A 12375-nucleotide genomic window follows, 5' to 3' on the forward strand; every position below is an offset into this window, starting at 1 on the left:
ATCCTCATGATCCAACGCCTTCGCGCGCCTGCCCGTGCGGCCAGTGCGCTGAGCTGCATCGCCGGCGCCTTGCTGGCTACAGCCACGCCCGCTCACGCGGCCGAAGAACTCACCCTCTACACGACGCGAGAGCCCGGCTTGATCCAGCCGCTGATCTCGGCGTTCAGCGCGCAGAGCGGCGTCAAGGTCAACACCGTGTTCGTGAAAGACGGGTTGCTGGAGCGCGTCAAGGCCGAGGGCGCCCGTTCGCCGGCCGACGTGCTGATGACGGTCGACATCGGCAATCTGATGGACCTCGTCGACGGCGGCGTCACTCAGCCGGTGAAATCAGCGGCGCTGGACGCGGCCGTCCCGTCCAACCTGCGCGGCGCCGACGGCCAGTGGTACGCACTGTCGATGCGCGCGCGCGTGCTTTACGCCGACAAGAGCATGCCGCTCAGCTCGTTCCGCTACGAAGACCTCGCGAACCCCAAGTACAAGGGCAAGGTCTGCATCCGCGCAGGCCAGCACCCCTACAACACCGCGCTGGTCTCCGCGATGATCGCGCACGACGGCGAAGCCAAGACCGAGCAATGGCTGCGAGGCGTCAAGGCCAATCTGGCGCGCAAGGCCACGGGCGGCGACCGAGACGTGGCGCGCGACATCCTGGGCGGCATCTGCGACGTCGGCCTGGCGAACTCCTACTACGTAGGCCAGATGAAGAGTTCCAAGGAAGGCTCCGACGCGCGCAAATGGGGCGACGCGATCAAGGTGATCAAGCCGACCTTCGCCAATGCAAAGAGCGGCGGTACGCACGTCAACATCAGCGGCGCCGCGGTCGCGAAGAACGCGCCGCAACGGGCCAACGCGGTCAAGCTGCTCGAATTCCTGGTGTCGGAGCCGGCGCAGGCGCTTTACGCCGAAGCCAACTACGAATACCCCGTTCGCAAGGGCGTGGCGCTCGATTCGATCATCTCGTCCAGCATCGGAGAACTGAAGGTCGACCCGTTGCCGGTGGCCGAGATCGCGAAATACCGCAAGCAGGCCAGCGCGCTGGTGGACAAGGTCGCATTCGACCAGTGACGCATTTGCGATCTGTCGGCGCCGCATGGCGGATCGCGTCGGTTGCCATTGCGCTGGGCGTGCTTGCGCCCGTCCTGAGCCTGGCGTGGCTCGCCGTCGGCTCCGGCCTGGCGCATTGGGCGCATCTCGCGCGGCACGTGCTTCCGCAGGCGGCGCTCAATACGGCGCTGTTGCTGGCCGGCGTCGGCGTGCTGGTCCTCGTCATCGGCACAGGCTGCGCCTGGCTGGTCACGGCCTGTGACTTTCCGGGGCGCAAGGTGCTGCACTGGGCCCTGCTGCTTCCGCTGGCGATGCCGACGTATATCGTCGCCTTCGCCTACCTCGATCTGCTGCACCCGATCGGCCCGGTCCAGGGCGCGATCCGTTGGGCGCTGGGCTTCGACAGCCCGCGCCAGTTCCGGCTGCCCGACTTGCGCTCGATGCCCGGCGCGATCTGCGTTCTGGGTCTCGTTCTCTATCCGTACGTCTACATGACGGCGCGTGCCATGTTCATGACCCAGCCCGCCCACCTGATGGAAGCGGCCCGCACGCTGGGCGCAACCCGCTCCGGCGCCTTCTTCCGTGTTGCGTTGCCGTTGGCACGGCCCGCGCTGGCCGTGGGCCTGAGCCTTGCGCTGCTCGAGACGCTCAACGACATCGGCGCCTCCGAATTTCTCGGCATCCAGACGCTCACCGTCGCGGTCTACACAACCTGGATCACGCGATCCGATCTGGCCGGCGCGGCGCAGATCGCCTGCGCGATGCTGTTCGTGGTGGTGGCGCTGGTGCTGCTCGAACGCAATGGCCGGCGGCACCAGCGCTTCGGCTCGACGCAACGCATGCGTGCGGTCCAGCCGCGCCGGCTGCACGGCGCGGCGGCCTGGCTGGCGACTGCCGCGGCCACGCTGCCCGTGTTGCTGGGATTCGTCGCGCCCGCGCTCTATCTGGTCTGGGAAACGACCAAGCGGCTGCGCCTGGGTAGTGGCATCTCTTCAGGGCTGGTCGCGAGCCTGGGCAACACGATCGGGCTGGCCGCCGGCGTCACGGCGGTCACGGTCGCGGCCGGGCTCGTGGTGGCCTGGGCGGTCCGCAACCAGGGCTCGACAAGCAACGGCGCTCGCTGGCAGGCGCGGGCCGCTGTGCTGGGCTACGCGCTGCCGGGCACCGTGCTCGCGATCGGCCTGCTGACGCCGGCACTCGCCTTCGACGGCGCGCTCGGTTCGTTGATCGGCCACCCAGGCCTGCCCTTGATGGGTGCGGGCATCGTGCTCGTCGTGGCCTGTGCGATCCGTTTCCTGGCGATGCCCGTCGGCGGCATCGAGGCCGGACTGGCACGCATTCCTCCGGCGCTCGAACAAGCCTCGCGCCTGCTGGGCGAGACCGCGAGCGGCACCCTGCGCCGCGTGCACTTGCCGCTGCTGCGGCCGGCCATCGCCGCGGCAGCGTTGCTCGTCTTCGTCGACGCAATGAAGGAACTCCCCGCCACCCTGCTCCTGCGACCGGCGAACTTCGACACGCTCGCGACCCTGCTCTACGCCGAAGCCGCGCGCGGCACGTATGAAGAAGGCGCTATCGCGGCGCTTGCGATCGTCGTCGTCGGACTGCTGCCGGTCATGCTGCTCGCACGCAATGGCCTGAGCGTGCAAGCGGAGGCGGCCCGATGAGCGCAGCCCTTCAACTCGATGAGGTGCGCCTGGCCTACGAAGGCGCGCGAGGCCTGCACACGGTCGTCGACGGCTTTTCGCTGTCGCTCGCTGCCGGCGCCATCGGCTGCCTGCTCGGCCCTTCCGGTTGCGGCAAGACCACCGTGCTGCGCGCCATCGCCGGGTTCGAGCCGGTTCGCGCCGGCACGATCCGGCTGGGCGACAGCGTGCTGTCTTCGGTCGCGACGCACCTGCAGCCCGAACGGCGGCGCGTCGGGATGATGTTCCAGGAGTACGCGCTGTTCCCTCATCTCACCGCCGCGCAGAACGTGTCCTTCGGGCTGCAGCGATGGGGCCGCGCGGCGCAACGGGAGCGCGTCGCCGCCATGCTCGCGCTCGTCGGACTGGCCGATGCCGGAGAACGCCATCCGCATGAACTCTCGGGCGGCCAGCAGCAGCGCATTGCGCTGGCCCGCGCACTCGCGCCCGAGCCCGCGCTGCTGTTGCTCGACGAACCCTTTTCGAATCTCGACGCGGCCACTCGCGAACGGCTCACGGCCGAAGTGCGCGACATTCTCAAGACCGCCGGCCAGACTGCCGTGCTGGTGACGCACAACGAGGCGGAGGCGCACACCATGGCCGACCACATCGGCGTCATGCACAACGGACACCTCACGCGCTGGACTGCAAGCGCGCGCGCCTAGCGCGCCTCGGCGGCGGAGAGGGCTTTTTTGGATAAGGTTTTCCAGGTTCGCAAGAATTCCGACTTCCCCGATTCCATCCCGGAGAAAAGGAAACGCGATGTCCAGACTCACCCTCGTCAGCCACCTCTTGTGCCCCTACGTGCAACGCGCCGCGATCGCGTTGCTCGAGAAAAACGTGCCCTTCGAACGCGTGGTGATCGATCTCTCGCAAAAGCCTGATTGGTTCGTCGCCATCTCGCCGCTGGGCAAGGTTCCCCTTCTCAGGGTGCCGCTGCCGGGCGGCAAGGAGACGATCCTGTTCGAGAGCAACGTGATCTGCGAATACCTCGAAGAGACGCAGGCGGGAGTCCGGCTGCATCCCGAAGACCCACTTGCGCGCGCCGAACATCGCGCCTGGATGGAGTTTGGCTCTGCGATCCTCGCCGACCTGTGGGGCTATGAAACCACTCGCGACCCGGACGTGTTCGAGCAGAAGCGGCAGGCGCTGATCGCGAAGTTCGAACGCGTCGAATCCGCGCTGGGCGAAGGTCCCTATTTCGCCGGAGACCGCTTCAGCCTGGTCGATGCGGTCTTCGCGCCGGTCTTTCGCTACTTCGACGTGTTCGACGAAATCGCCGATTCGCACATCTTCGACGCCATGCCCAAGGCGCGCGCATGGCGGCAGGCCCTGGCCGAGAGACCCAGCGTGCGCAATGCAGTGGTTCCGGAGTACCCGAAGCACCTGCGGGAATTCCTCCAGAAGCATGATGCGCACTTGCTGACACTCGCCGCCAGGGCGTGAGCCGACAATCGGCAGCGGCAACAAACTTTCAAGACCCCACGACATGCGACTTCTTCACACCATGCTGCGCGTTGGCAATCTCCAGCGCTCGATAGCCTTCTACACCCAGGTTCTGGGCATGCAACTGCTTCGCACCTCCGAAAACCCCGAATACAAGTACAGCCTCGCCTTCGTCGGCTACGAAGGCAATCCGGCGCAAGCCGAGATCGAGCTGACCTACAACTGGGGCACCGAAAGCTACGAGATGGGTACGGCCTACGGCCACATCGCGCTGGGCGTGCCTGATGCCTACGCGGCCTGCGACAAGATCAAGGCGGCGGGCGGCAACGTCACGCGCGAGGCAGGGCCGGTGAAGGGCGGCACCACCGTGATTGCTTTCGTGACGGATCCGGATGGGTACAAGATCGAGTTGATTCAGCGTGCGGAAGGGGCAGCTGGAGGCGGCCTGCGCTAGACGCGCCCCGATTCAGCAACCCAGCAAATCGGCCAGCGCGCCGATGTCGCGCGCATGCAGCGTGTTGTCCGGATGCGGCGACACATCCTTCGGCCGCGCTGGCCCGAATTCGCTCGGGCGCTCGATGTAGCCGGTGCGCAAACCACACGTGCGCGCCGCTGCGAGATCGTCATGATGGGCCGCCGCCAGCATCACTTGACCTGGCGTCACGTCGAACACCGCCGCCACTCCGAGATAAGTGCGCGGATCGGGCTTGTAGGCCTTGAATACTTCTGCCGAGAGAACGCAATCCCACGGCAGACCGGCCCGCTTCGCCATCTCGGTCAGCAATCCGATGTTGCCGTTCGACAACGTGCAGATGACGTACTTGGTCTTGAGCCGCGCCAGTCCCGCGACCGCATCGGGCCAGGCCGGCAGGCGGTGCCATGCCTTGTTGAGCTCGCGCTTGCGCGCCGAATCCAGGTCGCTCACCCCGAAGTCGCGCAGCACATCTTGAAGGATGCCCATGTGCAGTTCGTCGAGCAGCGTGAAGCCACCCTCGCCCGCCGCCAGGCGCTCCATGACGCCCTTCATCGCGGGTTGGTAGCCTGCGCGCCAGGCCAGCGCGAATGCGCCACCGTCGACGCCGGGCAGGATGCGTTCTGCCTCGGCGGCGATGCCGGAGTACCAGTCGACCACCGTGCCGAAGACGTCGAAGGCAATGACCTTCAGGTCGCTGCCGTCGGGCAACTCGCTCATCGTGCGAGCTGGCTCGCCTCTCGCGCGAGCGCCTCGATGCGTGCCCAATCGCCAGCGGCGATGGCGTCGGTCGGCACGATCCACGAACCGCCCACGCAGGCGACGTTGGACAGCGCCAGGAACTCGTGCGCGTTGCCGGCATGGATGCCGCCCGTCGGGCAGAACTTCACATCGCCGAACGGCCCTTGCCAGGCCTTGAGCATCGCGAGGCCACCCGCCTGCACCGCCGGAAAGAACTTGAGTTCGGTCAGGCCGTCTTCCTGGGCCATCATGATTTCGCTGCCCGTCGCGACGCCCGGCAACAGCGGCAAGCCGAGGTCATGGCATGCCTTGCCGACGGCGCGCGTATAGCCCGGACTGACGCCGAACTTCGCGCCCGCCAAGGCCGAGGCCTGTGCATCGGCGGCGCTACGGATCGTGCCGGCGCCCGCCACGGCCTCTGGCACTTCCTTGGCGATGGCCTCGATGCATTCGAGTGCCTCGCGCGTGCGCAGGGTGACCTCGAGCATGCGAATGCCGCCGGCGACCAGTGCGCGCGCCAGCGGCACCGCGTCCTTCACGTCGTGCAGCACGATGACCGGGATGACCGGAGCGTCGCGCATCACGTCGAGCGCGGAGATTGAATCTTTCACAGCCATGTGCAGGCTCCTTCTTCGGCAGTCAATGCGTTGCGGCGCATGCCGGCAAACAGGTCTCGGCCGAGGCCGTGACCGTTGGCGGTGCGCAGTTCTTCGGGTAGCGTCGCGGTCTCGCGCGCAGCCCATTCGTCAGCCGGCAGCAGCACGGTGAGCGTGCCGGCGATGGAGTCGAGACGGATCAGGTCGCCGTCGCGCACCTTGGCGAGTGGCCCGCCAGCGGCAGCTTCGGGCGACACGTGGATAGCGGCGGGCACCTTGCCCGACGCGCCGCTCATGCGTCCGTCGGTGACCAGCGCCACGCGAAAGCCCTTGCCCTGCAGCACCGACAGCGGCGGTGTGAGCTTGTGCAGTTCGGGCATGCCATTGGCCTGCGGGCCCTGCCAGCGCACCACGCAGACCACATCGCGTTCCAGCTCGCCGGCGTTGAATGCCAGTTGCAGCGCAGCCTGCGACTCGAACACGCGGGCCGGCGCTTCGATCACGTGCCGATCGTCCGGCACCGAGGAGACCTTGATCACGCTGCGGCCGAGATTGCCGCTCAACAGCTTCAGCCCGCCGGTGGCGCTGAAGGGCGCCGACACCGGACGAGCGACGGAGTCGTTCTTCGATGGCGCGGCGGCGTGCCACTTGAGTACGTGTTCGTCGGAGGGCGCACCCATCAAGCTCGGAATGTTCGCGAACTCGCGAATACCGCCCGCGCGCACCGTGAGCACGTCCTCATGCATCAGCCCGGCGTCGAGCAGTTCGCCAATCACGAAGCCCGGACCGCCCGCGACCTGGAATTCGTTGACATCGGCGCTGCCGTTGGGATAGACCCGCGTCAACAACGGCACCACTTCCGACAGCTCGGAAAAGTCGTTCCAGTCGATGAGGATGCCCGCGGCGCGTGCGACGGCGACCCAGTGGATCAGGTGATTCGTCGAGCCGCCCGTCGCCAGGAGCGCGGCCATGGCGTTCACGATGACGCGCTCGTCGACCATTTCGCCGATGGGCGGCACGGCAAAGGCCGCGTCGGCGGCGCGACCCAGCACGGTGCGCACCGCCTCGCGCGTGAGCGCCTCGCGCATGGAATCGCCCGGCTGGATGAAGGCCGTGCCGGGCACATGCAGGCCCATGGCTTCGAGCAGCATCTGATTGCTGTTCGCCGTGCCATAGAAGGTGCAGGTGCCCTGGCCGTGATAGGCCTGCATTTCGGCATCCAGCAGGCCCTGCCGTCCCACCAATCCCTGGGCCGCCTGCTCACGCACCTTGGACTTGGCGCTGTTCGACAGGCCCGAAGGCATCGGCCCGGCGGGGATGAAGACGGTCGGCAAGTGCCCGAAGTGCAGCGCGCCGATGAGCAGCCCCGGCACGATCTTGTCGCACACGCCGAGCAGCAAGGCAGCGTCGAACATGTCGTGCGTGAGAGATACCGCGGTGCTCATGGCAATGACGTCGCGGCTGAAAAGACTCAGCTCCATCCCGGGCGTCCCCTGCGTGACGCCGTCGCACATGGCCGGCACGCCGCCGGCCACTTGCGCGGTGGCACCGAGGCGCCGCGCCTCGTGCTTGACGATGTCCGGATAGCCCTGGTACGGCGCGTGGGCCGAGAGCATGTCGTTGTAGGCCGTGACGACGCCGATATTGGGCGCGCGCTCGCTCACCACCCTGAATTTGTCGTTGGCCGGAATACCGGCCACCGCGTGCGCCACATTGGCGCAGCCCATGCGGTCGGAGCCTCGATCGCGGTTGCGGGTTTCGGTCAGACGTTGGAGGTAGGCGCTGCGCAGCGAACGGCTGCGCTCGCGAATGCGTTCGGTGACATCGCGGACTGTGGGGTGTGTAGTCATGGGATGGGTCGCTCAACCGGAAAGCCACCATGTGCAGGCGGCTTGGAAGTGCATGGTAGCAAGTCGAAATGAAAAAGCCCGGTCAGCCCGGGCTTTTTCACTCTTGCAAGCAGTGTGGAATCAGTCCACCAGCTTGACTTCGACCCGGCGCGCTTCGGCGTTGGTGCCCGATCCGGTGGGCACAGCAGGCTTCTGCAGATCGACCTTGTCGGTCGGAACGCCGAGTCCGACCAGCACATCGCGCACCGTTTCGGCGCGCTTCTTGGCGAGTTGCTCGTTGACGGCGGCATCACCGGTGGTGTCATGGAAGCCCGACACCACCGCCTTGCGGCCGCTCTCGACGCCCTTGATCACCGCAGCCAGCGCCTCGGCGGCCCCCGGTGCCAGGTCGGCGCTCGCGGTGGCGAAGTAGAAATTGACGATACCGCCCACGACACGGATGCTCGCGCCGTCGGGGATCACGACCGTGACGGTCTCCGTCACGACGGCAATGGTGGTTGGCGCCGCTGCCGCTACCACCGGCTGGACTGGCGCGCCCGCCGCGTGGTTCTTGTGATACAGCACGATGCCGATCACGAAGAAGATCACGAGAGCGATCAAGCCGAGGAGGAAGGCAAGGATGAAGTTTTGTTGGCTCTCGTCATCGACAGTGGCGGACATGGGGGGATCTCCGTAGTCAAGGGGTCGGTAAATAATGGTGCGGTGAACCATGACCGCCAAATTGTAGGCGCCGGCCTCCCGCCCTCCGGTGACCCCGGCCCGCCTGGACTGGACCCTCTGCCCAGGCCCCTGCGCGACCCCAAACCGATGCTCGATCGCGTGATCGAGGAATGGGGCGGACACGAGGATCTCTGGCTTTTCGGCTACGGCTCGCTGATCTGGCGGCCAGACTTCGGCTTTGTCGAGCGGCATCCCGCACGCGTCCATGGCTGGCATCGCGCGCTCAAGATGTGGAGCCGGGTCAACCGCGGCACGGTCGAGAACCCCGGGCTGGTGTTCGGCCTGCTGTCGGGCGGCAGCTGCCGCGGCATGGTCTTCCGCGTGCCCGCGGCGGACGGACTCGAAACCCTCGGCCGGCTCTGGCTTCGCGAAATGCCCACCGGCGTGTACGACCCCAAGTGGCTCGAATGCATGACCCCGCATTCCACCGTGCGTGCGCTCGCCTTCACGCTGTCGCGGCGAAGCCCGAACTTCACCGGCGAACTGAGCGACGAACGCTACCGCCAGATCTTCGAGAGCGCGGTCGGCCGCTATGGCAGTTCACTGGATTACGCGCAGCAGACCTTGCTGGAACTCAGGCGCCACGCCATTCACGACGCGGCGCTGTCGCGGCTCGTGAAGCTCGCGGAAGCGCGGGTGTCGGCGCAGGCCGACAGCGTAGCGCTCCATGCTTCGGTATACCCTTCCTCATCCGTGTCCCAACCCGAATCAACATCCAAGGAGTAGCCATGTCCCGTCGCTTCCTCGCCACTGCGGCAGTCCTTTTCGCGGCCAGTGTTCTCGCCGCCTGCGGCACCATGGGAACCGGCGCTGGCGCCACAGCCAACCTGGCACCAACCGGTGCGATCTCGCCGAATCCGACCATGGGCAAGGTGACTTTCAAGCCACTGGACCATGGCGTGCGCGTCGAAGGCGAGGTGCGCGGCTTCGCGCCCGGGACGGAACACGGTTTCCACATCCACGAAAAGGGTGATTGCGGCGACAACGGCAATGCCTCGGGCGGTCACTTCAATCCTGGCGGCGGCACGCACGGCAAGTTCGCCGCACCGGGCAGCCATGCGGGCGAACTGCCCAGCCTGGTCGCGGACTCGAGCGGCGTAGCGCGCTTCAGCGTCGATGTGCACTCCATTTCACTGACCGAGGGCGCCAACAACAACGTCGTCGGCCGGGCACTGGTGGTGCACCGTGACCGCGACGACTTCACCTCCCAGCCTGCCGGCAACTCCGGCCCGCGCATCGCTTGCGCGGTGATCACGCGCGGCTGAGGCGCTCCAGCATCAGCGCCTCGGCGCGCGCGAGTTCCTCGGGAGTGTCGATGTCGGTCACGATACCGACGTCGTCGACCTCGACCTCGACCACCTGCTGCGCATCCCTCAGCGCCCGCAGGATCGGCGCCGCGCCCTGGTTGCCGGACAGCGCGGCGAGCTGCAGCCCGCAATTCGCGGCAAAGGCGACCGGATGGCCGCGCGCGCCGCGGTAGTGCGGCTGGGCTGCCTGAGACGTGCCCGCCAACGCGCGCGCAACGGTTTGCAAGGTCGCTGGCTGCACCAGAGGCAGGTCGGCCGGAAGAATGAGCCAGCCACCAGCGCCGGCCGTGGCGCGAACCGCGGCGGCGATGGAGTCGCCCATTCCCGGATGGCCCGCATCCTCCAGATGCCATGGCAGGCCGCTTGCGCGGACGGCGGCCAACGTGTGCTCCAGCACCGTGGAGCCCGCCATCGGCGCATGCAGCTTGTAGCCAATGCCCCCTGCGGCAGTGAAACGCTCGCCCCGACCGGAGGCAAGCACGACGATGACGGGCGACGAAGGCATGGACGCGGTGCTCATGGCGCGCAGTATCCCCGCATCGCATGCGCAACAATGTCGCCATGATGAGTTCTCCCAACGAATCGCTGGCCGCCCTCCGCAAGAGCTACGAGCGTGCCGAGCTCGACGAAACCAGCAGCGCGGGCGACCCGCTGCAGCAATTCGAGCGCTGGCTCGCCGAGGCCATCGACGCACAAGTACCCGAGCCCAACGCGATGACGTTGGCTACCGTGAGCGGTGACCTGCGGCCTTCCACCCGCATCGTGCTGATCAAGGGCTACGACGCGCGCGGCATCGTCTGGTACACCAACTACCAGAGCCGCAAGGGCCAGGACCTGGCGGGCAATCCGTGGGCTGCTCTCCAGTTCCACTGGGTCGAGCTGGAACGCGTCGTGCGCATCGAAGGCCGCGTCGAGAAAGTCAGCGACGCCGAAAGCGATGTGTATTTCGCCAGCCGACCGCTCGATTCGCGCATCGGCGCCTGGGCCAGTCCCCAGAGCGAAGTGATCAGTGGCCGAGATGTGCTGGTGAAGAACGCCGCCGTGCAGGCCGCGCGGCATCTGCTCTCGCCGCCGCGTCCGCCGCATTGGGGCGGTTTCCGCCTGGTCCCCGATCGATGGGAGTTCTGGCAGGGGCGCAAGAGCCGGTTGCACGACCGCCTCCGCTATCGCCAGGAAGACGGCGCATGGGTCCGAGAGCGCCTTGCGCCCTGACTAAAGGAATCGATTGGTGAGCGCCATCACGGCCGACAGAGTGACGAGCGCCAGCCCGGTCGACACCACGACGCTCGCCGTCACCAGTTCTTCCGCCGTGCGATAGCGCTGCGAGAACAGGAAGACGTTGGCGCCGATCGGCAGCGCCGCGGCCACGACCATCACCGTCAGCGGCAGGCCGCGCAGGCCCAAAGCCAGGCCGATGCCGACCACCAGCAGCGGATGCACCACGTTCTTGACCAGCGCCTGCACCATCGCCCCCCGCCAATGCGCGCCGACCGGCGTCAGCGCCAGCGTGATGCCGACCATGACCAGCGCCACGGGGCTGAAGGCGCCGCCGAGCAGGGCGATCGGCTTGTCGATGGCCTCGGGCATCTGCATGCCCGTCTGCGCGAACAGCAGGCCCGCGATGATCGGGAGCGGCACCGGATGAATGATCGCGTTGTAGAGCGCCCGACCGACCGTGCGCATCATCGAACGGCGCTCCTCACCGCTCGTCGACGCATGCTCGTGCGCCACCGCCAGCTCGAGGACCACCGTCGCGCTGGTCAGGAGCACCAGCGAATGCAACGAGATCAGCGTGAGCAGCACGATCATGCCTTCGGGCCCGTAGGCCAGGCCGATCAGCGCAATGCCGATCATCACGGTGTTGCTGTAGGTGTTGGCCAGTGCGAGCACCGCCGCCGTCCGGTTGAAGCCGCGCCACAGCAGGGTCGCCGCGAAGATCAGCCCCGCCGCAATGAAATACGCGGCGACCGGCCGCAAGCTCAGTTGCTCGACGTGCACCGTGCTCATCGAGCGAAACAGGAGCGCAGGCGCAAGCAGCAGGAAGATCAGGTTCGACAGGTCCCTCACCGCCTTTCCGCCGACCCATCCTCGTCGCCCGGCAAGGTAGCCCGCGGCGATGAGCAGGACGACGGGCAGGAGCGAGGAAAGTACGGACGCATTCACCGCGGCGAGGATACATGGCGCGCACCGGCCGAGCGCGCACCAGCCTCACACGGTGGGCAGGCGATCGAACTGGCCGACGCGTTCGACCGGCGACCGCAGCGAATTCACTTCGAGGCTGTCCACCACTGCCGACGGCACGCCGTTGCGCAGCCAGGCGCACATTTCCGCAAGCTGCTCCGGCGATCCCTGCACCATCACCTCGACCGAGCCGTCCGTCCGGTTGCGAACCCAGCCGGTGATGCCGAGTGCGCGCGCCTGGCAAACGCAGGCTTCCCTAAAGCCGACGCCTTGCACGATGCCCCGCACCCGAGCCAGCCGGCTTTCCACCGATTCAACATGCTGCTCAGTACGCATGTG

The 12375-nt window shown here is 67.1% G+C and carries 15 protein-coding genes; 8 read left to right on the top strand and 7 right to left on the bottom strand.

Features of this window, described 5'->3' with window-relative positions; all coding sequences use genetic code 11:
• The first annotated feature begins 6 nt into the window (after positions 1-6).
• The 5 genes from QTH97_RS04670 to gloA all read left to right on the top strand — a co-directional run bounded on the left by QTH97_RS04670 (position 7) and on the right by gloA (position 4623).
• The gene (locus QTH97_RS04670; RefSeq protein ID WP_286566886.1) at positions 7-1062 is read left to right on the top strand and encodes a Fe(3+) ABC transporter substrate-binding protein; all 1056 of its coding nucleotides are present in this window, start codon (positions 7-9) and stop codon (positions 1060-1062) included.
• The gene (locus QTH97_RS04675) at positions 1050-2705 is read left to right on the top strand and encodes an ABC transporter permease (RefSeq protein ID WP_444813382.1); all 1656 of its coding nucleotides are present in this window, start codon (positions 1050-1052) and stop codon (positions 2703-2705) included. Before QTH97_RS04670 ends, QTH97_RS04675 begins: the two co-directional genes overlap by 13 nt.
• Positions 2702-3388 carry an ABC transporter ATP-binding protein gene (locus tag QTH97_RS04680; RefSeq protein WP_286566887.1) on the top strand — a complete coding sequence of 229 codons (687 nt, stop codon included), beginning with the start codon at positions 2702-2704 and terminating at the stop codon, positions 3386-3388. Before QTH97_RS04675 ends, QTH97_RS04680 begins: the two co-directional genes overlap by 4 nt.
• A gap of 97 nt (positions 3389-3485) precedes the next feature.
• Complete coding sequence (locus QTH97_RS04685; protein WP_286566888.1) at positions 3486-4169, top strand: glutathione S-transferase family protein; 684 nt, start codon at positions 3486-3488, stop codon at positions 4167-4169.
• Positions 4170-4212: 43 nt separating this feature from the next.
• A complete protein-coding gene (gloA, locus tag QTH97_RS04690) occupies positions 4213-4623 on the top strand; it encodes a lactoylglutathione lyase (RefSeq protein ID WP_286566889.1) in 411 nt (136 codons plus the stop codon).
• Between the two features lie 12 nt (positions 4624-4635).
• Here gloA and QTH97_RS04695 read toward each other — a convergent pair whose 3' ends face one another.
• The 4 genes from QTH97_RS04695 to QTH97_RS04710 all read right to left on the bottom strand — a co-directional run bounded on the left by QTH97_RS04695 (position 4636) and on the right by QTH97_RS04710 (position 8488).
• Complete coding sequence (locus QTH97_RS04695; RefSeq protein WP_286566890.1) at positions 4636-5361, bottom strand: haloacid dehalogenase type II; 726 nt, start codon at positions 5359-5361, stop codon at positions 4636-4638.
• Positions 5358-5999: a bifunctional 4-hydroxy-2-oxoglutarate aldolase/2-dehydro-3-deoxy-phosphogluconate aldolase gene (gene eda / locus QTH97_RS04700; protein ID WP_286566891.1), complete on the bottom strand. Its 642-nt coding sequence runs from the start codon at positions 5997-5999 to the stop codon at positions 5358-5360. Before eda ends, QTH97_RS04695 begins: the two co-directional genes overlap by 4 nt.
• Positions 5990-7828 carry a phosphogluconate dehydratase gene (gene edd, locus QTH97_RS04705; RefSeq protein WP_286566892.1) on the bottom strand — a complete coding sequence of 613 codons (1839 nt, stop codon included), beginning with the start codon at positions 7826-7828 and terminating at the stop codon, positions 5990-5992. The genes eda and edd overlap by 10 nt, the downstream gene beginning before the upstream one ends.
• A 120-nt stretch (positions 7829-7948) precedes the next feature.
• Positions 7949-8488 (bottom strand): OmpA family protein, encoded by a 540-nt coding sequence (locus QTH97_RS04710; RefSeq protein WP_286566893.1) that lies wholly within the window; start codon positions 8486-8488, stop codon positions 7949-7951.
• A 147-nt stretch (positions 8489-8635) separates the two neighbouring features.
• On the opposite strand from QTH97_RS04710, the gene QTH97_RS04715 reads away from it, so the two are divergent.
• Together QTH97_RS04715 and QTH97_RS04720 are read left to right on the top strand one after the other, a co-directional pair.
• Positions 8636-9274 (top strand): gamma-glutamylcyclotransferase, encoded by a 639-nt coding sequence (locus tag QTH97_RS04715; RefSeq protein WP_286566894.1) that lies wholly within the window; start codon positions 8636-8638, stop codon positions 9272-9274.
• Positions 9275-9276: 2 nt separating this feature from the next.
• The gene (locus tag QTH97_RS04720; RefSeq protein ID WP_286566895.1) at positions 9277-9813 is read left to right on the top strand and encodes a superoxide dismutase family protein; all 537 of its coding nucleotides are present in this window, start codon (positions 9277-9279) and stop codon (positions 9811-9813) included.
• Here the strand turns inward: QTH97_RS04720 and QTH97_RS04725 are convergent.
• Positions 9800-10375, bottom strand: coding sequence for a nucleotidyltransferase family protein (locus QTH97_RS04725; RefSeq protein ID WP_286566896.1), 576 nt, complete (start codon positions 10373-10375; stop codon positions 9800-9802). The genes QTH97_RS04720 and QTH97_RS04725 overlap by 14 nt on opposite strands.
• Before the next feature lie 44 nt (positions 10376-10419).
• Between QTH97_RS04725 and pdxH the strand changes: the two genes are divergently transcribed.
• Positions 10420-11067, top strand: a complete 648-nt coding sequence (gene pdxH / locus QTH97_RS04730; protein WP_444813383.1) for a pyridoxamine 5'-phosphate oxidase — start codon at positions 10420-10422, stop codon at positions 11065-11067.
• On the opposite strand, the gene QTH97_RS04735 is transcribed toward pdxH, so the two are convergent.
• Both QTH97_RS04735 and QTH97_RS04740 read right to left on the bottom strand, forming a co-directional pair.
• Complete coding sequence (locus QTH97_RS04735) at positions 11068-12018, bottom strand: AEC family transporter (protein ID WP_286566898.1); 951 nt, start codon at positions 12016-12018, stop codon at positions 11068-11070.
• Positions 12019-12063: 45 nt separating this feature from the next.
• Positions 12064-12372 carry an acylphosphatase gene (locus QTH97_RS04740; RefSeq protein ID WP_286566899.1) on the bottom strand — a complete coding sequence of 103 codons (309 nt, stop codon included), beginning with the start codon at positions 12370-12372 and terminating at the stop codon, positions 12064-12066.
• Positions 12373-12375: the final 3 nt, after the last annotated feature.

This window comes from Variovorax gracilis, assembly GCF_030317115.1.
Taxonomy (GTDB): domain Bacteria; phylum Pseudomonadota; class Gammaproteobacteria; order Burkholderiales; family Burkholderiaceae_C; genus Variovorax; species Variovorax gracilis.